Source organism: Faecalibacterium sp. I3-3-33, assembly GCF_023347295.1.
In the GTDB taxonomy this organism is placed as follows: domain Bacteria; phylum Bacillota; class Clostridia; order Oscillospirales; family Ruminococcaceae; genus Faecalibacterium.
The window spans coordinates 35,403-55,604 of record NZ_CP094469.1; the positions used below are offsets into that span (position 1 = coordinate 35,403).

At 55.1% G+C, this 20,202-nt stretch carries 19 protein-coding genes and 1 tRNA gene; 12 read left to right on the plus strand and 8 right to left on the minus strand.

The genetic code is table 11. The features are described from left to right. The first annotated feature begins 68 nt into the window (after window positions 1-68). The 6 genes from MTP39_RS00135 (at window position 69) to MTP39_RS00160 (ending at window position 6,455) form a co-directional block, all read left to right on the plus strand. Window positions 69-1,142, plus strand: coding sequence for an aldose epimerase family protein (locus MTP39_RS00135; RefSeq protein WP_249240997.1), 1,074 nt, complete (start codon window positions 69-71; stop codon window positions 1,140-1,142). Between the two features lie 2 nt (window positions 1,143-1,144). Continuing rightward, window positions 1,145-1,564, plus strand: coding sequence for a hypothetical protein (locus MTP39_RS00140; RefSeq protein WP_249240998.1), 420 nt, complete (start codon window positions 1,145-1,147; stop codon window positions 1,562-1,564). A 15-nt stretch (window positions 1,565-1,579) separates the two neighbouring features. Further along, window positions 1,580-2,605 (plus strand): UDP-glucose 4-epimerase GalE, encoded by a 1,026-nt coding sequence (galE, locus tag MTP39_RS00145; RefSeq protein ID WP_249240999.1) that lies wholly within the window; start codon window positions 1,580-1,582, stop codon window positions 2,603-2,605. A gap of 161 nt (window positions 2,606-2,766) precedes the next feature. Beyond that, window positions 2,767-5,109 (plus strand): ferrous iron transport protein B, encoded by a 2,343-nt coding sequence (gene feoB, locus MTP39_RS00150; protein WP_249241000.1) that lies wholly within the window; start codon window positions 2,767-2,769, stop codon window positions 5,107-5,109. A gap of 133 nt (window positions 5,110-5,242) precedes the next feature. After that, window positions 5,243-5,677 carry a MarR family winged helix-turn-helix transcriptional regulator gene (locus tag MTP39_RS00155; RefSeq protein WP_006735258.1) on the plus strand — a complete coding sequence of 145 codons (435 nt, stop codon included), beginning with the start codon at window positions 5,243-5,245 and terminating at the stop codon, window positions 5,675-5,677. A gap of 1 nt (window position 5,678) precedes the next feature. Then, a complete protein-coding gene (locus MTP39_RS00160; protein ID WP_249241002.1) occupies window positions 5,679-6,455 on the plus strand; it encodes a sulfite exporter TauE/SafE family protein in 777 nt (258 codons plus the stop codon). 255 nt (window positions 6,456-6,710) lie between these two features. Here MTP39_RS00160 and tig read toward each other — a convergent pair whose 3' ends face one another. Then, window positions 6,711-8,015: a trigger factor gene (gene tig, locus MTP39_RS00165; RefSeq protein ID WP_249241003.1), complete on the minus strand. Its 1,305-nt coding sequence runs from the start codon at window positions 8,013-8,015 to the stop codon at window positions 6,711-6,713. A gap of 256 nt (window positions 8,016-8,271) precedes the next feature. Here tig and sdaAB point away from each other — a divergent pair, with 256 nt between their 5' ends. The 4 genes from sdaAB (at window position 8,272) to MTP39_RS00185 (ending at window position 10,614) form a co-directional block, all read left to right on the plus strand. Next, on the plus strand, window positions 8,272-8,952 hold the full coding sequence (gene sdaAB / locus MTP39_RS00170) for an L-serine ammonia-lyase, iron-sulfur-dependent subunit beta (protein WP_112091433.1): 681 nt from the start codon (window positions 8,272-8,274) through the stop codon (window positions 8,950-8,952). Window positions 8,953-8,955: 3 nt separating this feature from the next. Continuing rightward, window positions 8,956-9,831, plus strand: coding sequence for an L-serine ammonia-lyase, iron-sulfur-dependent, subunit alpha (gene sdaAA / locus MTP39_RS00175; protein WP_249241005.1), 876 nt, complete (start codon window positions 8,956-8,958; stop codon window positions 9,829-9,831). 286 nt (window positions 9,832-10,117) lie between these two features. Then, window positions 10,118-10,194 (plus strand) — tRNA-Arg (locus MTP39_RS00180). Window positions 10,195-10,362: 168 nt separating this feature from the next. Next, on the plus strand, window positions 10,363-10,614 hold the full coding sequence (locus MTP39_RS00185; protein ID WP_117476357.1) for a DUF6061 family protein: 252 nt from the start codon (window positions 10,363-10,365) through the stop codon (window positions 10,612-10,614). 160 nt (window positions 10,615-10,774) lie between these two features. Here the strand turns inward: MTP39_RS00185 and MTP39_RS00190 are convergent, their stop codons facing one another. From MTP39_RS00190 to MTP39_RS00220, 7 genes are all read right to left on the minus strand, one after another. Beyond that, complete coding sequence (locus MTP39_RS00190) at window positions 10,775-12,499, minus strand: recombinase family protein (protein ID WP_154276619.1); 1,725 nt, start codon at window positions 12,497-12,499, stop codon at window positions 10,775-10,777. After that, complete coding sequence (locus MTP39_RS00195) at window positions 12,496-12,960, minus strand: hypothetical protein (RefSeq protein WP_112120869.1); 465 nt, start codon at window positions 12,958-12,960, stop codon at window positions 12,496-12,498. The genes MTP39_RS00190 and MTP39_RS00195 overlap by 4 nt, the downstream gene beginning before the upstream one ends. 164 nt (window positions 12,961-13,124) lie before the next feature. Further along, window positions 13,125-13,409, minus strand: coding sequence for a hypothetical protein (locus MTP39_RS00200; RefSeq protein WP_015538118.1), 285 nt, complete (start codon window positions 13,407-13,409; stop codon window positions 13,125-13,127). A gap of 494 nt (window positions 13,410-13,903) precedes the next feature. Further along, window positions 13,904-14,173: a hypothetical protein gene (locus MTP39_RS00205; protein ID WP_242994758.1), complete on the minus strand. Its 270-nt coding sequence runs from the start codon at window positions 14,171-14,173 to the stop codon at window positions 13,904-13,906. Between the two features lie 137 nt (window positions 14,174-14,310). Then, window positions 14,311-15,276: a hypothetical protein gene (locus tag MTP39_RS00210; protein WP_117476356.1), complete on the minus strand. Its 966-nt coding sequence runs from the start codon at window positions 15,274-15,276 to the stop codon at window positions 14,311-14,313. A 12-nt stretch (window positions 15,277-15,288) separates the two neighbouring features. Next, window positions 15,289-16,824, minus strand: coding sequence for a relaxase/mobilization nuclease domain-containing protein (locus MTP39_RS00215; protein WP_249241006.1), 1,536 nt, complete (start codon window positions 16,822-16,824; stop codon window positions 15,289-15,291). Beyond that, on the minus strand, window positions 16,796-17,230 hold the full coding sequence (locus MTP39_RS00220) for a plasmid mobilization protein (RefSeq protein WP_117476354.1): 435 nt from the start codon (window positions 17,228-17,230) through the stop codon (window positions 16,796-16,798). Before MTP39_RS00220 ends, MTP39_RS00215 begins: the two co-directional genes overlap by 29 nt. Before the next feature lie 1,237 nt (window positions 17,231-18,467). Between MTP39_RS00220 and MTP39_RS00225 the strand changes: the two genes are divergently transcribed. Together MTP39_RS00225 and MTP39_RS00230 are read left to right on the plus strand one after the other, a co-directional pair. Next, a complete protein-coding gene (locus tag MTP39_RS00225) occupies window positions 18,468-19,235 on the plus strand; it encodes an alpha/beta fold hydrolase (RefSeq protein ID WP_249241007.1) in 768 nt (255 codons plus the stop codon). Between the two features lie 101 nt (window positions 19,236-19,336). After that, entirely contained in the window at window positions 19,337-20,200 is an 864-nt protein-coding gene (locus tag MTP39_RS00230; RefSeq protein WP_249241008.1) for an MBL fold metallo-hydrolase, read from the plus strand. Window positions 20,201-20,202 lie beyond the last annotated feature (2 nt).

Here is a 20,202-nt window from a genome sequence, read left to right on the forward strand (position 1 = left end):
ACAAGATGCAAAGGGGGTAGTCTGCCCCCTTTTGCATTTCCGAAAAAAACTTTAGGAGGCGAGGCCCAATGGCACAGATCCGTTCCAAGCCCTTCGGTGTGACCAAAGAGGGCGCTAATGTTACCGAGTACATCCTCTCGAACCCCGGCGGTATGTCCGTCAGTGTGCTGGATTACGGCTGCGTGATCAAAAATATCATCGTCCCGGCCAAAAACGGCCCGGTGGATGTGGTGCTGGGTCACGACACCATGGCAGATTACGAAAACGACTTCACCTCGTCCGGCAGCACCTGCTGCGGTGCCTTTGTGGGGCGCTACGCAAACCGCATCGAAAACGCCGTCTTTACCTTGGGCGGCAAGACCTACCAGCTGGAAAAAAACTGCGGTGAGCACCATCTGCACGGCTGCTTTTCCCGGAAAATCTATGAGGTGAAATACTTCGGCGATACCCTGCTGATGGAGGCCGTAAGCCCCGACGGCGAGGACGGCTTTCCCGGTACGCTGAAGATCGCGGTGCGCTATACCCTCACCGATGACAACACCTTCCGCATGGACTACCGTGTGTCCTCGGACGCCGACACCCTTGTAAACCTGACCAACCACAGCTACTTCAATCTGGATGGCGGCGGCGATGTGCTGAACCAGAAGCTGCGCATCTACGCCTCCCGCTATCTGGAGGGCAACAATACCACCTGTCCCACCGGAAACATCCTGCCCGTGGCGAACACCCCCATGGACTTTACCGCCGGTAAGACCATCGGCAAGGAGATCGACACCGGCTTCTCCCAGACCACCATGGTAGGCGGCGGCTACGACCACTGCTATGTCATCGACCGCGCACGCGGTTCCAGCCAGAGCATCTGCGCATGGGCTACCAGCGATAAGACCGGCATCAGTATGAAGCTGTACACCACCCAGCCGGGCATCCAGCTGTACACCGGCAACTTTTTGCAGGATTGCCCCGCCCCGGGCAAGGGCGGCCAGCCTTTGCGCAAGTACGGCGGCTTTGCCTTGGAGACCCAGCACTATCCGTGCAGCCCCTCCCACCCGGAGTTCCCCTCCACGGTGCTGCGGGCGGGCAAGGTGTTCCGCGCCACCACCACCCTGCGGTTCTTCACCGGCAAACAGTGCGGAAAGCTTTAAAAATGATACATTACGCAAAAACGTCTGCTCCGGCAGACGTTTTTTGCGTGGCAGGATGTTCCCTGCGGGAAATGATGTTGTCCTGCGGACAAATGATGTGTGCCTTACGGCACAATGGCCGCCTGCGGCGGCTGCATCATTTCCGGCGCAGCCGGAACATCATTGCACAGCACGTCATTTGCCGCACAGCGGCAAACCTCATTGCGCAGCGCGCTATTTCTATGTTTTGCACAAACGGCGCATTCTCTCCATGTGAAAGGTGCAAAAAATCTCTGTCAATCAAAAGTGCACGGGAAAAAGCTGCAACAAAAATATATCTGAATAAAGAAAGCGCCCCTTGCAGTCGGCGGCAAAAAGCGGTATTCTTTAAGCAGACCGGGCAGCGCCCGGCGCAAAGAGATAAAAGTGATAATACTATGTGAGAGAGGTACTCGGCTATGGCAATTTTGGTTTCCGGCGGTGCCGGCTACATCGGCAGCCACACCTGCATCGAACTGTTGAACGCTGGCTACGATATCGTGGTGGCAGATAACTATTATAACGCTTCTCCTGTGGTTCTGGATCGGGTCAAGCAGATCACCGGCAAGGATTTCCGCTTCTATAAGGCAGACATGACCCGCCGCGAAGAAGTGGAAAAGATCTTCTCCGAGTGCCCGGATATCACCGCCGTCATCCAGTTTGCAGCCTACAAGGCTGTGGGCGAGAGCGTGTCCAAGCCCATCGAGTACTACTATAATAACCTCAACTGCACGCTGGTCATTCTGGACGTGATGCGTCATCATGACTGCCACAACTTCGTGTTCAGCTCCTCCGCTACCGTCTACGGCGACCCCGCCAGTGTGCCCATCACCGAGGACTTCCCCGTGGGCGCTACCACCAACCCCTACGGCACCACCAAGGCCTTCACCGAGCGCATCCTGCAGGACGTCTGCAAGGCTGACCCCAGCCTGAATGTGGCGCTGCTGCGCTATTTCAACCCCATCGGTGCCCACAAGAGCGGCCTGATCGGCGAGGACCCCAACGGCATCCCCAATAACCTGATGCCCTACATCGCCAAGGTGGCTGTGGGCAAGCTGGAAAAGGTGCACGTCTTTGGCAACGACTACCCCACCCCGGACGGCACCGGTGTGCGTGACTACATCCACGTTGTGGATCTGGCCCGGGGCCATGTGTGCGCCATCCGCAAGCTGGAGACCGGCTGCGGCCTCTTCATCTGCAATCTGGGCACCGGCAAGGGGTACAGCGTGCTGGATGTCATCCACGCCTTCTCCAAGGCCTGCGGCAAAGAGATCCCCTACGTCATCGACCCCCGCCGTCCCGGCGATATCGCCGAGTGCTACGCCGACCCCACCAAGGCCAAGAACGAGCTGGGCTGGGTGGCTGAGTACGGCATCGAGGAGATGTGCGCCGACAGCTGGAACTGGCAGAAGAACAACCCTGATGGCTACCACACCGTGAAGTAATAATGATTTGAACCGGAGCACCGCATATTCTCGCCTGAGAGTGTGCGGTGCTTTTTTTGTGTCTATATTCTCTATTGACATCCGCTGCCAGTTAGCCTATACTACATTTGTTAACACGGACTAACATATAAGAATGGTACATATAAAAGAAGGCAACGGATATGACGTTAAAAGAGTTACAGATCGGCAAAAGCGCCATAGTAGACGCTGTGGGCGGTGCGGGCGCACTGCGGCAGCATTTTCTGGATATGGGTCTGATCCCCGGGGTGGAGGTCACGCTGGTAAAGCTGGCACCCATGGGCGACCCCATGGAGCTGCGCATCCACGGTTATGAGTTGACCCTGCGTCTGGACGACGCGGCACAGATCACCGTGACCCCCACCGAAAAGACCCCGGCGGTGCACGCCCCGGTGGACGGGAAGATGGTGGAGCACCCGGGTCTTGGCGAGGGCGGCAAGTACCACACCAAGGAGGGGGAGCATCCCCTGCCGGAGGATAAGACCCTGACCTTTGCGCTGGCGGGCAACCAGAACTGCGGCAAGACCACCCTGTTCAACCAGCTCACCGGTTCCAACCAGCACGTCGGAAACTTCCCGGGTGTGACGGTGGACCGCAAGAGCGGCGCTATCAAGGGGCACCCGGAGACCGAGGTCACCGACCTGCCGGGCATCTACTCCATGTCCCCCTATTCCAGCGAGGAGATCGTCACCCGGCAGTTTATCATTGGCGAAAAGCCCACCGGCATCATCAATATCGTGGACGCCACCAACATCGAGCGCAACCTTTACCTGACCATGCAGCTGATGGAGCTGGATATCCCCATGGTGCTGGCGCTGAATATGATGGACGAAATGCGCGGCAACGGCGGCACGGTGCGCATCAACAAGATGGAAGCCATGCTGGGCATCCCGGTCATCCCCATCTCTGCCGCCAAGAACGAGGGCGTGGACGAGCTGGTAGACCACGCCGTCCATGTGGCAAAGTATCAGGAGCGCCCCGGGCGGATGGATTTTTGCAGCGAGGATGACCACGGCGGCGCGGTGCACCGCTGCATCCACGGCATTTTGCACCTCATTGAGGATCACGCCAAGGCGGCGGGCATCCCGGTGCGGTTTGCCGCCACCAAGCTGGTGGAGGGCGACCCCCGCATTGAGGAAGCGCTGAAGCTGGACCCCAACGAAAAAGAGATGATCGAACATATCATCGTGCAGATGGAGCAGGAGCGCGGGCTGGACCGCGCCGCCGCCATTGCAGATATGCGGTTCTCCTTTATTCAGGAACTGGTGGCGCAGACGGTGGTCAAGCCTCACGAAAGCAAGGAGCAGCTGCGCTCCAACCGCATCGACAAGTTCCTTACCGGCAAGTACACCGCCATCCCGGCGTTTATCGCTATCATGGGTCTGGTGTTCTTCCTTACCTTCAACGTCATCGGCCTGTTCTTCCAGAACCTCATGGAAATGGGCATCGACGCCCTGACCGGCATTGTGGACACCGCCCTGACCAGCTGGAACGTCAACGCGGCGGTGCACTCGTTGGTCATCGACGGCATCTTTACCGGCGTGGGCAGCGTGCTGAGCTTTCTGCCCATCATCGTGGTGCTGTTCTTCTTCCTCTCCATGCTGGAGGATACCGGCTACATGGCGCGTGTCGCCTTTGTGATGGATAAGCTGCTGCGCCGCATCGGCCTGTCCGGCCGCAGCATCGTGCCCATGCTCATCGGCTTTGGCTGCACCGTGCCCGGCGTGATGGCAAGCCGCACCCTGCCCTCGGAGCGCGACCGCAAAATGACCATCCTGCTCACCCCGTTCATGAGCTGCTCGGCAAAGCTGCCCATTTACAGCCTGTTCGCGGCGGCGTTCTTCCCCAAGTACGCGGGGCTTGTGATGGTGCTGCTGTACTTCACCGGCATTCTGGTGGGCGTGCTGGCGGCGCTGCTGCTCAAGAGCACCGTGTTCAAGGGCGAGGCCGTGCCCTTTGTCATGGAACTGCCCAACTATCGCCTGCCCGGCCTGAAAAACGTGGCGCAGCTGCTGTGGGAAAAGGCGCGGGACTTCTTGCAGAAGGCCTTTACGGTCATCTTTGCCGCTACCATCGTCATCTGGTTCCTGCAGAACTTTGATTTGCAGCTGCGGCTGACCGCTGACCCGCAGGCCAGCATTCTGGCGCGCATCGCGGGCGATATCGCCCCGCTGTTTGCCCCGCTGGGCTTTGCGGACTGGCGTATCTCCACCGCCCTCATCACCGGCTTTATGGCAAAGGAGAGCGTGGTGTCCTCGCTGCTCATCCTCTTCGGCTCTACGGCTGCCCTGACCGCAGCCCTCACCCCGGCACAGGCCGCACCGCTGCTGGTGTTCTGCCTGCTGTACACCCCCTGCATCGCGGCGGTGGCCTCGGTCAAGCGGGAGCTTGGCGGCAAGTGGGCTACCATCATGGTGGTGAACCAGTGCGCCGTGGCATGGCTGTGCGCCCTGCTGGTGCGTCTGGTCGCCGTGGCGGTGTTCTGAAATACTGGTTCGATTTTTGGGTCCTGAAAAGCCGCAGGCTTTTCAGGACCCTTTTTTCTCTTGACATCTTCCCTTATTTGAACTATAATACTTCAAAAATGAACTATCCATATAAGAACAAAAGGAGCGTCCCATGAACCCTACCATAGAGATCAGCTTCAAGACCGCGCAGGCGTACAGCGCCATGTGCAAGCCGTTGTGTCAGGAACTAAAGCTGCCTCAAACCGCTTTTGACATCCTGATGTTTCTGGCCAACAACCCGGACTGCACCACCGCCCGGGATATCGTGGAGATCCGCAAAATCAAGGCAAATCTCGTTTCGGTAAACGTGGACCGTCTGGTGCAGGAGGGGTATCTGGAGCGCCGCGCCGTGGCGGGCGACCGCCGCAAGACCCAGCTGCTGTGCACCGAAAAGGCGCAGCCGGTCATCGCACGGGGACGCGAGGTGCAGGAGCGCTTTTTTGCCCGCCTGCTGGACAACACGGACGCTCCCACCCGGGAGGCATTCTTCCGCACCATGGAGGTCATCGGGAAAAATCTGGACGAGATCTTAAAGGAGAATGGATAAAATGCACTTGCTGTTTACGGTGCTTGTCACCTTTTTTGCCGGCATGGGTGCCGGCCTTGGCACCGGCTTTGCCGGTATGAGCGCGGCGGCGGTCATCAGCCCCATGCTCATCACCTTTCTGCACATGGATCCCTACATGGCCGTGGGCATTGCCCTTTCCTCGGATGTGCTTGCCAGCGCAGTGTCTGCCTATACCTACCATAAAAACAAGAATCTGGATATCAAAAACGGCCTGATCATGATGGCAAGCGTGCTTGCCTTTACGGTGGTGGGCAGCTGGGTGGCCAGCAAGGTGCCCTCCGCCACCATGGGCGGCTTCTCGGTGTTCATGACCTTTTTGCTGGGCGTCAAGTTCATTCTGCGCCCGGTGATGACCACCAAGGAAGCCATGCAGGGGGTCAGCGCAAAAAAGCGCGCGGTGCAGTCGGTGGTGTGCGGCGTGCTTATCGGCTTCATCTGCGGCTTTATCGGTGCAGGCGGCGGCATGATGATGCTGCTCATCCTCACCAGCGTGCTGGGGTACGAGCTGAAAACTGCCGTGGGCACCAGCGTGTTCATTATGACCTTTACCGCCCTGACTGGTGCAGTGTCCCACTTTATGATCGGCGGCACGCCCGATTGGCTGGTATGGGTGCTGTGCGTGGCGTTCACCCTGCTGTGGGCACGCATTGCCGCCGTGTTTGCCAACAAGGCAACCCCCAAGACCCTGAACCGCGCCACCGGCGTAGTGCTAGTGGTGCTGGGCGTGGTCATTATGGGTTTCAACCTCTTGACCTGAAAAACGATTTGAATGCGCTCCGCGCTGCTCTGCGCATCAATAGAGGAAAAACAATTTTAAATTTGAGAACCGGGAAAATCTGCGGATTTTCCCGGTTCATTTTTCACAGAAAGGAATGCAGTTCTCCTTTACGGCCTTTCCCGTGAAAATGCAATGCCGGGCGGTCCGCAGACCGCCCGGCATTGCTCTATTAAAAATAATAATTCCGCTGTGTATGCGCAAAGCAAAGCGGAGCGCATTCCAAATCGGCGGCGCTTACTTGCTCTCTACCTTTTCCTCGATGGTGGAGTGGTCGATGACCCAATCGGCAGCCTTGCGGATGCCCTCGCTGCGGCGCAGGGCGGCGATGTCGGTGCCAGCCTTGATCTCTTCCACCGTCTTTTTGGTCTTTTCGGCGCGCTCAGCCAGCTGCTTGTCGATCTCCTCGTCGGTGGGCAGCAGGTTCTCCTGCTGGGCGACCTGCAGCAGTGCCATGCGGGCGCGGGTGTTCTTCTCTGCGGCGGCACGCACCTTGGCAGTAAAGCTCTCGCGGGTCTCATGGATCTGGCTCAGGTAGGTGTTCAGGCTCATGCGCTGCATCTGCAGCTGCTGCTGGATGCTCTGCATCTGCTGCTGGTAGGCGTTCTCCACCAGAATGCTGGGGATCTCGCCCTCTGCGGCATCGGCCAGCTGACCAAGGATCATGTCCTTGGCGTGGTTCAGCGCACCGCCGTGGCGGCCGTCGAACAGCTGCTTCTTCACGAAGGCGCGGTACTCCTCCATGGTCTCCTTGCCCATCTTCTTGGCAAAATCGCTGTTCAGGGCGGGCAGCTGACGCACACACACGTCATGCAGCTTGATCTTGAACACAGCGGGCTTGCCTGCCAGCTCCTTGCCGTGGTAGTTCTTGGGGAAGGTGACGTTGATCTCAAACTCGTCCCCTGCCTTGTGGCCCAGAATGCCGTCCTCGAAGCCGGGGATCATGCGGCCGCTGCCCAGCTGCACGGACTGATCCTTTGCGGTGCCGCCCTCAAAGGGCACGCCGTCCAGAAGGCCCTCAAAGTCCATGTGCACCACATTGCCCTTCACAGCGGGACCCTTGTGGGGCACCAGCTCTGCGGCGTAGTTGCGGCGGCGCTCCAGCACCGCGTCGATCTCCTTGTCGGTCACCTCCGGGGTGACGCACTGGGAGGTAAAGCCGGTGGTCTTGGTCAGCTTCAGCTCGGGCTGCAGCGCCACGGTGGCGGTAGCCACAAAGCCCTCGTCCTTCTTCACGCTTACCAGATCGTAGCTGGGATCATCTACCGGCGCAAAGCCGTGTTCTTTCAAAGCAGCCTCGTACAAAGCAGGCACATCCTGATCCATCAGATCGTTGATGGCATCGTACCAGAAGGTGTGCTCGCCGCGGTCAGCCTCGATCTGTGCGCGGTCGGCCTCGCCCTTCTGGAAGCCCTTGATGGTATAAGTGGCGCGGGTGCGCTCATAGACCGCATTGGAGGCGGCCTCCAGTTCCTCAGCCGTAGCGCTGAAGGTCATTTTGCAGACACTCTTTTCAGGAGTTTCCACGCTTACCAGTTTCATAGGATCTACCCTCCGTGTTGTTCCCTTGGCGGCGGGGCGGCGCTGCCAAGGCAGCAGCCGGAACGCCATTTTGGGGACATTTTCAAACATTAGTAAAGTTATTATAGCACAAGTGCAGCAAAAGCGGTATAATAAACTTGATAAAAATGTGCCGTTTTGGCAATTTTAGTCCATTTAAGCAGGAAAAAAGCGCGTTTTGCGGCAGCAGCTGCCGCGCAAAAGTGGGAAAACCCTCAGGAAAGGAAGGCTGTCCCCTATGCGATTATTTGATGTTCTGGGCCCGGTGATGATCGGGCCTTCCTCCAGTCACACCGCCGGTGCGGCAAAGATCGGCTATACCGCACAAAAGCTTCTGGGCGAGGTTCCGGCGCAGGCAGACATCGGCCTGTACGGCAGTTTTGCCACCACCGGAAAGGGCCACGGCACCGACCGCGCCCTGGTGGCGGGGCTTCTGGGTCTGCGCCCGGACGATCCCCGCCTGCCGGACAGCTTTGCGCTGGCTGCGCAGCAGGGGATGCAGTTCAGCATCCACCCGGTAGAGCTGCGCTCTGCCCACCCCAACACCGCCGTGCTTACCCTGACCAGCCGCACCGGGCGGCAGCTTTCGCTCAAGGCGGCATCGGTGGGCGGCGGACGCATCCGCGTGACCGAGATCGACGGCGTACCGGCAGATTTTGGCGGGGACAGCAATACCCTCATCATCCACAACGAGGATACCCCCGGCTGCATTGCGGAGGTGACCATGGCGCTGGCGCTGCGGCGCATCAATATCGCGTCCATGCAGGTGTTCCGCGCCGCCGCGGGCGGCTATGCGGTGATGGTGCTGGAGTGCGACTCCCACATCCCCCACGCGCTGGAGCGGCAGCTGGCGGTGATGCCGGGTCTGCTGAAGGTGACCTGCCTGAACGTGGACGAGCCGGAAGAAACGGAGGAATGAGCCATGGCATTTTTGTCCTGTGAAGAGATGCTGGCTGCTGCCCGCAGCCAGAAGATCACGCTGGCAGAAGCGGTGCTGCGCAGCGATCTGGAGGAGAGCCGCCTGACCGAGGCGCACAGCCGCGCCGCCATGCGGCACCTGTGGCAGGTGATGCAGGCCACCAGTCAGGAATACGACCCCGCGCAGCGCAGCCGCAGCGGCCTTTCCGGTGGCGATGCCGCCAAGGTGGAGCAGGCGTGGCAGCAGGGACGCCTGCTGGGCGATGATTATCTGGCCGCCGTCACGGCAGAAGCCCTAAAGACCGCCGAGTGCAACGCCTGCATGAAGCGCATCGTGGCCGCGCCCACGGCGGGCAGCTGCGGGGTGCTGCCGGCGGTGCTGCTGCCGCTGGCGCGCGCCGGACAGGCAGACGAGGATGCCGTCTGCGATGCGCTGTATGTGGCGGCAGGCTTTGGGCAGGTCATCGCCGCCCGCGCCACGCTGGCGGGCGCAGAGGGCGGCTGTCAGGCGGAGGTAGGCGCTGCCAGCGCCATGGCCGCCGCCGCCCTGTGTAACCTGAAGGGCGGCACCCCGGAGCAGTGCGCCGCTGCCGCCGCCATGGCACTGGGCAACCTGCTGGGTCTGGTCTGCGACCCCGTGGCGGGTCTGGTAGAGGTGCCCTGCATCAAGCGCAACGTGGTGGGCGCGGTGAACGCGGTCTCCTGCGCCAACATGGCACTGGCCGGGGTGGACTATGCCATCCCCTGCGACGAGGTCATCGACGCCATGGGCCGCGTGGGCAGCCTGCTCTCCCCCGACCTGCGCGAGACCGGTCAGGGCGGCCTTGCCGCCACCCCCACCGGTGTGAAAATTGCCCGTCAGCTGGCGCAGGAGGACTGAACGCCGCGCCATGGGCAAGACCGGCTTGCGCTGCCAGCATCGCGGAGCACCGACCTGCCACGCAGCGCCCTGCTCCCCTTTCCGCCCGGGTTCGCCCCCGCCCGGCGGGCGAAAAGCGGTTGTAAAAGTCGCTTTTTGCGCCGGGACGGCAGAAGGAATGCAAAAAAGCCGCAGTAAAATCAAAGAAAAGACGTTCTTTTTCAAAAAATATAAAAATAATTTTAAAAAGCTGTTGACAAACCCTGTCCTTCGTGATAAAATACATCATGTTCCGAACGGAACGTATGCGTTGGTAGCTCAGCTGGATAGAGTGACTGACTACGAATCAGTAGGCCGGGGGTTCGAGTCCCTTCCATCGCACCACAACAACAAAATCTGAACTTTTTTCCAATAGGAGAAGGGTTCGGATTTTTTGTATTCTTCGGAAAACAGAACGAATCCCTTGCTTCCATCGAAAAGCGTCCTAGACCTTATCATAAGAAAGCACGACAGATCACTGTAAGAGTGCCGTAAGGCAGAAAGGACACAAACATGAAGTACGATGAAAGAGCCTGCAAGTTCAACATGGATACCGGCTGCGTGGAGCTGCTGCTCCGGGATGGGAGAATGATCTCCATTGACTGCACTGGGGTCGAGGATGAATTGGACGTGACCATGGCGCAGAGGACGGAACTGGACTACCTCATCTACAACGATCCGCTGGGCTATGCGGATTTGATTCTGAACGGTGACCCGGAGAAATATTTGAAGAATGTGGCTGGAAGCCATGGGCTAGAAGATTAAGGGCAAAACAAAAAACAGGGTGCGCCCCTGAATAGGACGCACCCTGCCAAAAGCCACAGACGATAGCGATATGTACAACAGGGAGTTCCCCAGAGCAGAGTTCCCATAAAACAGTATTTGCAAAAGTTCCCTAAATGGGGAAGATTTGGCGTGACTTCGGTCACGCCTTTTCTTTTGCTTCCAGTTCATCCAGAGGGATGTACCCCAGCCCATCGTACTTGATATGGATGTGCTGCACCCGCTTTCCGCTGGACTTATTCGGGGCATCCACATAGATGGCTGACACCAGTTCACGGAGAGCATAAGGGGTGAGTTCTTCAATATGAACGTATTTGTGCGCTTTCTGGACGAACTTCTCAATATTCTCGATCTGCTGTTCCTGTACTTCGATTTCCTGCTGGATAGAGAGGGCTTCCTCTTCCAGATGCTTCTGTTCGGCATCGTAGCTCTGGCTCATCATGTCAAAGCGTTCATCGCTCAGCTTTCCGCTGGCGTTATCCTCGTAGATTTTCATGAACAGCCGTTTGAGGTCTGCAATCCGCTTCTCATTCCGGGCAAGCTGCTTCTTCAGGACGGTCAGCTTTTCGGTGCTTTCCACCCGAAGCTGCTCCTCCATGACCTTGCGGAAGTAGTCTTCATGACGGAGAATGTAGTCCGTCACCCGCTGAACATGACTCAGTACACGTCCTTCCAGAACCTTTACCCGGATGAAGTGTCCCTTGCACTTGCTCCCGTTCTTCTTGTGCAGAGAGCAATCAAAGAAGTCTTGACTGAAGTCCCTGTTGTTGGACGAACCATATTGCATCTTGGAACCGCAGTCAGCGCAGTAGACCATACCGGAGAAAATGCTGCTCTTGCCTGTCCGAGTCATGCGGTGACGCTGGTTACGAATCTCCTGAACCTTTTCAAACACATCATCGTCAATAATGCGCTCATGTGTATCCGGGAAGATAGCCTGATTTTCCACAGGATTCAGATGTCTCTTTTTATCCCAGATAGAGTTAGTATAGGTCTTGAAGTTGACTGTGCAGCCAGTGTACTCCCGGCGTTCCAGAATCAAACTTACTGCTCTTTTATCCCAGCGGTAAGGGTCTTCCGGGGCAGGTGCGTTTGTACTCCGGCCATGGCTCAGCTTGTAGGCGGTGGGAGTCAGAACTTTGTCCACCCACAGTTGGTTTGCAATTTGGGTCGGGCCACGTCCCTCCATGCACATGGAGAAGATGCGCTTCACAATCGCAGCCGCTTCCGGGTCAACAAGCCAATGCTTCGGGTTCTCCGGGTCTTTTACATAGCCGTACGGAACATTGACCGTCAGCGGCACTCCACGCTCTCCCTTGGCCTTCTGGACAGCCCGAATCTTGCGGCTGGTATCGCGGGCGTAAAACTCGTTGAACCAGTTCTTAATACCCGCAAAATCGTTGTTTACGCTGTTCGGGTCAATGGTGTCGTAATTGTCGTTAATGGCAATGTAGCGAACGCCATACTGGGGAAAGGTAAAGTTTGTGTACAGACCCGTCAAGGCAGAGTTGCGCCCCAGTCGGGACAGGTCTTTCGTGATAACGATTCCTACACGCCCTGCTTCGATCTCGACCAGCATACTCTGAAAGCCGGGGCGGTCATAGTTCGTGCCGGAGTAGCCATCATCCACAAAGAACACCGGGTTCGGGAAGTGGTTCTTTTTGGCGTATTCCAGAAGGATAGCCTTCTGGTTCTCAATGGACAGGCTTTCGCCGAGCCGTGCGTCCTCTTGCGACAGTCGGCAGTAAAGTGCGGTGATTTTATTCGTTGCTCCAGACATTGTTGTGTCCTCCTTACTCTGTGGAGCAACTGTCGGTACAGGATTGGTTACCGGGTCAAGTATAGCAGAATTGGACGCAGTTGTCATTCGTCTGCACCCTCATCTTCAAATTTTTGCTGGGCGTTCTTGGCAACAATGCGCTCCAGCTTCTTCAAAAAGGACTCCTTGCCCTCATAGCTGCCGGTCACGGTGTAGGTGGTGTGACCGACTTTCTCCGTGGTGGTCAGTTCTGGAATCCAGAAAGCGGACAGGTTCTTGACATGGAGGTTGCCGTTCTCGTCCACATAAGAGCTGTGTTTCTTCTGCTCTTCGGTCAAGGGCTTCCGCTTGAAATAGATTTCATTTTCGGAGATGTTCACAGTCTCGCTGGTCTGCTCTTTCGGGGCATCATCATACAGCTGTGCGAAAAATGCCAGTGCATCTTCGGGTGGTTCTTCCTCCATGAGCTGCTCGAAAACTCGCTGTTCCTCTGCCGAGAGGTTATTCCATGCGGCTTCCAACTCCTGCTCGTTGGCTGCGTTGACGAAGGCTTCGATCTCTTTTTTCATGGTGCATCCTCCTTTGGCTGCGAAAAGCGGATTTTCAAAAAGTATGGGTTTTCGTGAGAGCAAGAATCGTCCCGTGGCCACAAATTTTCAATTCTTGAAAATTCTTGCCCTTTTGGGACAGCTTCTTGTTGGGGCGTGCCTGCCCCAAACCCTGCTAGGTGATTTCATTCTTGGTGGTTGCTATATTGCTTATATGCCTTTTCAAATCCTGATTTGTTATATATGATAAATTTATAACATTCTCCATCTTTCATGGAAATTGCTGCAACAGGAACGACCATCTGACTCCATGAAAGCTCCCTTATCTCGTTCATGGGCAATACAAGGTTGCGATACAGTGGACTGACTGTGAGCTTTTGAGTTGAATATGTAATGCTCTGTTCATCAATGTACAAACCACCGCCAATGATTCCATTACGGCATAAGCTACACACAAAAGTTTTTCCCATAATATTACCGCCTCCTATTAGTTGATGGTTGGTTAAGTTGAGTATATCATATTGATTTCCAGAAGAACACCCCTATATAGGAGATTTTAGCCGTTTTACTGCGTACGTGCGTACGAGAGATTGGTACGCACGTACGCAGCGATTTGCCCGAAGCGCACCCTATATAGCCGTTTCCCCCTCGGAGAGCCCACTACACTTTGCAGACCACAGGGATGAAAGTGTCATAGTGGGTTATTACACTTCCGCAGAAGTGCCTTCTCCTCGCCGCAGACAGCCGGGTGTGCCTTTTGTGAGAGCTTTCTGTGCGGCGAATCTACATCGCCCACAGGCGATGTAAGCAGGGATTCCAAAGGGGCGCAGCACCCTTGGCACACGACTTTGGTACAAAGTCTAGTGTGTTACACCTTTCCAGAGATGTACACGTTCCTGAAATGCAAAAAGCCCCATACCCAACACCTTGACGGTGCGGACATGGGACTTGATGATTCCTCGGCCTAGCCGGGTACTCGTAACCAATCCTGACAGGCAGTTGCCGTGTCATTTCTCGAAAACTGTTTTACGAATACCCAGCAAGTGGGAACTTCCTGTTTTTCGTTGTTTGCATGATGAGCCTGCTCTGCCTGCCACGCGGCAAACTCCCTCTGGCCTTCCTCGCTGTTCCAGCAGGCAAGGATGGCCGGGTAGAATGCCCGCGCCAGACGGTCAATGACTTCATCGGGATAAGGGGAAGTATTTGTGGACTTTTTCTTTTTGTTCAAACGCACGCTCCTTTGATCGTCCCACCGTGGCAAAGTCGGGCGAGAAAATCAAAGTTCCAATTTTTATCAGGCGCAAGGGCGCGGAAGTTTTCCACCCTGGACTTGCGGCTGGTGGCTTATTGATGGCTTACAGGTGTCTGCTGTTATGCGGTCTTTTCTTCTTCAAGGGCTTCTGCAAGAGCCTTTTCCAGATAGGTTTCGATTTCAGTCAGGTAGTTAGCAGGTCGCTGCATTGCGAAGCGGAGAACCTTCTGCTTTTCCGGGTCAGTGAAATAGCTGGGATTGTTTTTGAGCGTTTTCTTCCATGAGTTTTTCATCATTTCGGTCGCACGGCTCAAAGATTTGTAAACCTTCATAAACTCGTCCGGTACATGATAGCACCGAAATTCTTCTGTTTGTGGTGTGGGCATGGGAACGGGTTCCGCTTTTTCAGGTTCAAATTCTGCGCTGGCAGATTCCAACACTTCCAATGCCTCTGGATGCAGGATTTGAGCAAGGATATCTGAACGATGCTCGACACTTGCCTGCACAAGCTTGGACATTTCTTCGTTGGTGAACTTCACTTCGCCGGAAAAGACTTTCTGCTTGATGCCGGGAGAGAGATTATCTGCGATGTCGATGCCTCGTGTATAGTGGCTGGCACGAAGAACGGAGGCACGGCTGACACCGTTTTCCTCTGCGATCCGGTCGCAGGTTTTCTTCCCGGAGTGGTGGTTATCACCGTGATCACCACCACTTTTCTTTGCTAAAGTGTACTGATTGCCCCGAAAGATTTTTGCAGCTTTCTTCTCGGCTTCGTACTGCTTCCCCAGCAGGTAACGCTTTTGTTCGGGGGAAAGATTGCGCCGCCCCAGCTGATTCTTGCAAATCCAAGCGAGTGCTTCCTCACGATTTGCAAAGTGGAGCGGCATGGTAGAAAAGTAGATTTCGGGATGCTTCTGAAGAATCGCATAACGGTTGTGACCATCAACAAGGGTGTTACCCCAAACGATCAAAGGAGAGAGCAGCTTGCCCTCTTTCAGGATGTTTTCTTCAAGCTGCTTGAATTCATCATCGGTCAGAGGAGGAATCTGGGACTGGAACTCCGGGTCAATTTTCAGATTGATCATACGCACACTCCTTTATCTCTCCTGTTGCGCCTGTTCTTCCTCCCGGAAAAAGGACGCAACATTCTGCTTTGCGGTTTTCAGTTTGAGCAGTTCTTCCGTGGCTTCTTTGTACTGCTCGTAGAACTTTGCCTTTTCGGATGCCAGCTGCGCATACTCGGCTTCCAGCTTTTTCGGACTGGGCAGCTTCGTGATGTTGTTTGCCTTGAGATAGGCTGCTGCCGTCCGGTATGCTGTCAGTTCTGCACGGTGCTGTTCTTCAAAGGCTGCGGGTCGTTTTGCGGCTTTTAACTGTTGTGCGATGTTCTTGGTGTTGGTGTAGGCTGCGACGTGATAGCGCAGCTCTTTGTTGGTTTTCATGCGACCTTCGAGGTCTTTCACCACCGCCAGTGCGTCGTGATACTTGGTTTCCAGTTCAGCGATGCGCTGGTTCAGGGCGTCCTCGTCGGTCAAGCCCTTTTCTTCTAAGAGGATCAAGGTCTGTGCCATGGCTTTGAGGTTGTGCTTCTTCGCCCAACGCTCGTAGCCGATGCCCTTGCCCTCGGTCATCCTCGACTGGATGTCGATCAATTTCCAGATGGTATCCTGCTTGAACTGAACCTGGGGTTTGCGTTCGGCATTTGCCTGCAACGTGGCAAGCACTGCCGCCTTATCGAACTTGTCACCGAGATGTTTCGCCCGGATAAACTTGGTTCTGCCAGCAGGCAGATAGCTGAGCTGCCCACGGCTTTCCTTAACGGCAATGCCGTACTGCTGCATGAGCTTGTCAGAGAAATCCTCAAAGCTGGTAGCGCGGTACAATACAGACGAAATCTGTCTCCGCAGGGTATCTTTTACTGTTTCAAACTTCTTCTGCTTGGGCGACTGTCCGGCTGCGGTGAGGGCTGCGTTTTCACGGTCAAGTTTCTGCTGCCCACGCCGTCTTGCCCAATACTCGGCTTCACTGACACGCTCCTTCGAGCCGTTGAGTAGGTCGATCTGGTACAGTCCGGCACCCTCGCACAGCTCCATGACTTCGACACGGAGGTGCCGCATGGTCTGGGCTGTGCTGGAGTGCTTCATACCCTCGCGCCAGTCGCGGGGCTTTTGCATATAGGGCTTGCGTTCCACCTCTCGCGTTCGGATGCTTCCGATCACGATGTGGACATGGATGTTTCCCGAATGGTTGTGCCCATCCGGGTGAGTGCAGACGATGGCAGGATGACCGGGGAAGTTTTCAGAACAAAACTTCAGGCCAAGTGCCTGTGCCTTTTCCATGGTCAAGCCGTTGTCGGCTGCATCTCTGGGGTCAAAGCTGATGATATACTGATGGCTCTTAATATCACCATGCTGGGTGTTCTTACCATACTTGCGGTTTGCCAGCAGACAGGCCGTTGCAAACGAGAAATCGCCGCACTCAAGGGTGTCGAGCAGGTACGAATCCCGCAGCTTCGGCTTGCCCTGTTCATCCAGAAGTTGCTTTCCAGTGAACGCATCGTGCTGATAAACGAGGTACGCTTCGATGGCGGTATAGTCCGAGTTTTTAGAGGCGATATGCTTGAGCGTTGCCATACAGTTCACCCAGAACTTTCTCGGCATGGAGCCGGAATGCAGTCAGGTCTGCAAGTTCGTCAAGGAGTTTCGCCCGGATCTGCTCGGTGTCTGCACCGCCGGAATTGAAGTGCCTTGCAAGCTGGTTGAGGTTTCCGCCCACCCTGCTGCACTGGGCAAGCAGGGTGGAAACGGCGGTCAGGGTTTCTTCTCCGCCGCCGGCAACGATGACCGTTTTCTCGATCTTGACGTTGTGGATGGCGCGGCGGATAAAAGTGGAGAGGGAGAGATTCAGGAGTTTGCAAGTGAGTTCCAGTGACGCTTTTTCCTCCGCTGTCACACGGAACTTGATGACGTGCGTTTTGTTGTTCGGCGTGTCGTGGTGCTGGGAATTGCTAGGGGTCGATTGAACATTCGTTTTGGTCATTGTACCTCCTGTCTGTTCGATAACTCCTCGGTGAAGTTATGTAAGCACGACACGCCGTTGCTGTTCGCACCGTCAGGTGCGAACCATGAGCAGGGTTTGGGGCAGGCACGCCCCAACAAGATCACTTCGTAAATGCAGACGCATTGCAGAAGTGAAGTCCCGGATGGACAGGAAATTTTCAAGAATTGAAAATTTGTGGCCACGGGACGGTTCTTGCCCTCTACCGCTGCGCTCAAAACCGTTTCTGGGTAATTGTTTCCGAATTGTTAAGACGCAAAAATAAGTAGAGGTGGTGCTGCTCATGTAATGGGGTCACCGTTTGCTCCGAACGAAGTTCCTGCCCCTGTTTGTGCAGCGGCGTTGACGAAAAGTCGGTATCACGTCCGGTCGGCTCATGAAATTTTCAAGGTGCGTTTCCCACAAAAAGAGAAAACCGCCCATGCAGCGCAGCGATGATTTTGTCGGGTGAATCGGCGGCAAAATAAATCGGGTGTGTTGCGGGGCGGTAAATTCTTTTGCGGACTTTCCCTCACTGAAGTGGTGGGTCTCACGGTGATAACCAACCACTTTCTGTGGCTGTGTTCAAAATGAACACGACCACATCTTGTGGATGACTTGTAACCAATCCACAAAACCAGTGGGATTTACAAGAAAAATACCACGGCATGTAGAATGCGTCAAGAGAGTTTTGAAAAATTTATTGAAGTGAAGCAAGAAAAGTATGACACATCTTGTAGCTTTAGGAAAAAATACGCTATGTGAATCAGAACAAACCCCATTTTCTGTCTGCGGTAGATCTTTCTATTGCTGGCAGCAACAGGATGTTGTATTTTTGACCATTGTCTAACAATCGATGCAAAAAAATGCAGGGGTAAAACCCCTCAAATGGTTAGGCGGAACAAATCTGTGGGATTAAAATAGCACTCCCACAGGGCGTTGTCAAGCAGAAACAGACAAGTTTACAGGGGCAAAATTTTTTCGATGCGGGAAATGTTTTGCATCCTCTATGCCGCAGGGGAAGCTCCAATAACGAAATCTCTTTCGGAATCTCCGAAAACGCCTAAACATCTTGACAGAGACAACAGCAGGGCGTATTATTTTGGCAGAAGGACCGCTGAGAAGCGGCTTTTTATAGAATGAAAAGTTAGCTTTACCTAACTCAAAACTCTGCCCTATACGAAGAAATATATCTCTTCTGTTCACAGGCGGAAAATAAATAGAGAAGGAGCGTATCAGGATGAAGATCTACCATTTTGGTGCAGAGGATGCCCCGGTGCTGTTGCTGCTGCCGGGCACCTGTTGCCATTGGAAAAGCAATTTCGGTGCGGTGATCCCGCTTCTGGCTGACAGCTTCCGGGTGCTGTGCGTCAGCTACGATGGTTTTGATGAGACTGAACAGACTGAATTTCCCACCATGCTGGAGGAGACCGAAAAGATCGAGACCTACCTCAAGATCCACTGCGGCGGTCACATCCGGGCGGCCTACGGCTGCTCTCTGGGCGGCTCGTTTGTGGGACTGCTGGCGGCGCGGAAGAATATCCACATGGACTACGGCATTCTGGGCAGCTCCGATCTGGATCAGGCATCGCCGCTGGCGGCAAGATTGCAGACTGATTTTCTGCTGCCATTGATCTACCCTGTGGTGCGGGACGGAAAGTTCAAGGCAAAATTTCTACAAAAGCGTCTGGATAAGCGTGCCAGAGAGTCGGGGGATTATGTCAAAGCCTTTCTGAAAATGTTCGGTGAGGCCCGCCCTTATGTGACCATGCAGAGCTGTAAAAATCAGTTCTACTCCGATCTTATCACTCCGCTGCCGGATAAGATCCATGTACCCGGTACCGAGATCCATATTTTTTACGCCCTGAAAATGGGCGCAAAATATCGTGCCCGGTATCAGCAGCATTTTGCACATCCTGTTCTCCATGAGCAGAACTTGCAGCACGAGGAATTGCTGGCCTGTCACCCGGAGCAGTGGGCGCATCTGGTAAAAAGTATTGCATTGTGAACGGTAAAACGTATCTGGAGCAAGCAGGATTTTGTAAGATCCAGAACCACAAAAATAAAAAGGGCTGGCTGTGCATCACAGCACAGAAATGAGGTGCGATCATGTCGAAAAAGGCAACGGAATTTCAAAGAAAAGCAATGAGCTGGATGTACCGGGGCAAGGAGATTTTCAAGCCTTTGAACACCGGCCGGATCGACGAGAATGTTGCCTGCGTGCGCGAATGGGTGGCAAATATCTTCTTCTACCGCAAGGGCGATACCACCATTATGATCGATGCCGGATACAACTATGAACGGTTGGCAGAGAAGATGCACTGGCTGGGGATCGACCCGCAGTCCATCCGGCACATCCTCATCACCCATCAGGACACCGACCATGTGGGTGCGGTGGAAGCAGACAGTCCGGGGCTGTTCCGGAATGCGAATCTGTACATCGGCGAGATCGAGAACCGGTATCTCACCGGCGAGGAGCGGCGAAAAGTCATCTATCATCTCTATAAATTGCCGCAGGTCACGATCAATAACGAAAAGGTACTGCTGCACGATGGTGAGGTCATCGACATCGACGGGATCAGGATCGAGTGTTTTCTCGTTCCCGGTCATACATGGGGACATATGGTCTATCTCGTTGACGATAAGTACCTTTTTACCGGCGACACGCTGTGGTTTGGTGCGGACGGCGGATACAGTTTTATTTCTTCGCTGGCAGAGGATAACAAGCTGGCGGTGAAGTCTTTGGCTTTGCTGGAGAAAAAGCTGAGAAAACGTGGGCTGCATCCGCTGTTCGTTACCGGTCACACAGGTTGGACGGACAACATGGAGTTTGCCTTTGCGCACAAAAATGAGCTGTGCTCGCCTTTCAAGAAAAGAGCCCACGACCCCAATGCGCTTTACGATGCCTATGATGAATCCGATGATACTGAGGAAAACTCAAAAAGCGGGTACTTGAAGGGCGTGGGAAGATAAGG

What these genes read in the sequence shown, in the direction of transcription:
- MTP39_RS00135 (WP_249240997.1), top strand. Translation starts at nt 69, where the DNA reads ATGGCACAGATCCGTTCCAAGCCCTTCGGTGTGACCAAAGAGGGCGCT.
- MTP39_RS00140 (WP_249240998.1), top strand. Translation starts at nt 1,145, where the DNA reads ATGATACATTACGCAAAAACGTCTGCTCCGGCAGACGTTTTTTGCGTG.
- galE (WP_249240999.1), top strand. Translation starts at nt 1,580, where the DNA reads ATGGCAATTTTGGTTTCCGGCGGTGCCGGCTACATCGGCAGCCACACC.
- feoB (WP_249241000.1), top strand. Translation starts at nt 2,767, where the DNA reads ATGACGTTAAAAGAGTTACAGATCGGCAAAAGCGCCATAGTAGACGCT.
- MTP39_RS00155 (WP_006735258.1), top strand. Translation starts at nt 5,243, where the DNA reads ATGAACCCTACCATAGAGATCAGCTTCAAGACCGCGCAGGCGTACAGC.
- MTP39_RS00160 (WP_249241002.1), top strand. Translation starts at nt 5,679, where the DNA reads ATGCACTTGCTGTTTACGGTGCTTGTCACCTTTTTTGCCGGCATGGGT.
- tig (WP_249241003.1), bottom strand. Translation starts at nt 8,015, where the DNA reads ATGAAACTGGTAAGCGTGGAAACTCCTGAAAAGAGTGTCTGCAAAATG.
- sdaAB (WP_112091433.1), top strand. Translation starts at nt 8,272, where the DNA reads ATGCGATTATTTGATGTTCTGGGCCCGGTGATGATCGGGCCTTCCTCC.
- sdaAA (WP_249241005.1), top strand. Translation starts at nt 8,956, where the DNA reads ATGGCATTTTTGTCCTGTGAAGAGATGCTGGCTGCTGCCCGCAGCCAG.
- MTP39_RS00185 (WP_117476357.1), top strand. Translation starts at nt 10,363, where the DNA reads ATGAAGTACGATGAAAGAGCCTGCAAGTTCAACATGGATACCGGCTGC.
- MTP39_RS00190 (WP_154276619.1), bottom strand. Translation starts at nt 12,499, where the DNA reads ATGACAACTGCGTCCAATTCTGCTATACTTGACCCGGTAACCAATCCT.
- MTP39_RS00195 (WP_112120869.1), bottom strand. Translation starts at nt 12,960, where the DNA reads ATGAAAAAAGAGATCGAAGCCTTCGTCAACGCAGCCAACGAGCAGGAG.
- MTP39_RS00200 (WP_015538118.1), bottom strand. Translation starts at nt 13,409, where the DNA reads ATGGGAAAAACTTTTGTGTGTAGCTTATGCCGTAATGGAATCATTGGC.
- MTP39_RS00210 (WP_117476356.1), bottom strand. Translation starts at nt 15,276, where the DNA reads ATGATCAATCTGAAAATTGACCCGGAGTTCCAGTCCCAGATTCCTCCT.
- MTP39_RS00215 (WP_249241006.1), bottom strand. Translation starts at nt 16,824, where the DNA reads ATGGCAACGCTCAAGCATATCGCCTCTAAAAACTCGGACTATACCGCC.
- MTP39_RS00220 (WP_117476354.1), bottom strand. Translation starts at nt 17,230, where the DNA reads ATGACCAAAACGAATGTTCAATCGACCCCTAGCAATTCCCAGCACCAC.
- MTP39_RS00225 (WP_249241007.1), top strand. Translation starts at nt 18,468, where the DNA reads ATGAAGATCTACCATTTTGGTGCAGAGGATGCCCCGGTGCTGTTGCTG.
- MTP39_RS00230 (WP_249241008.1), top strand. Translation starts at nt 19,337, where the DNA reads ATGTCGAAAAAGGCAACGGAATTTCAAAGAAAAGCAATGAGCTGGATG.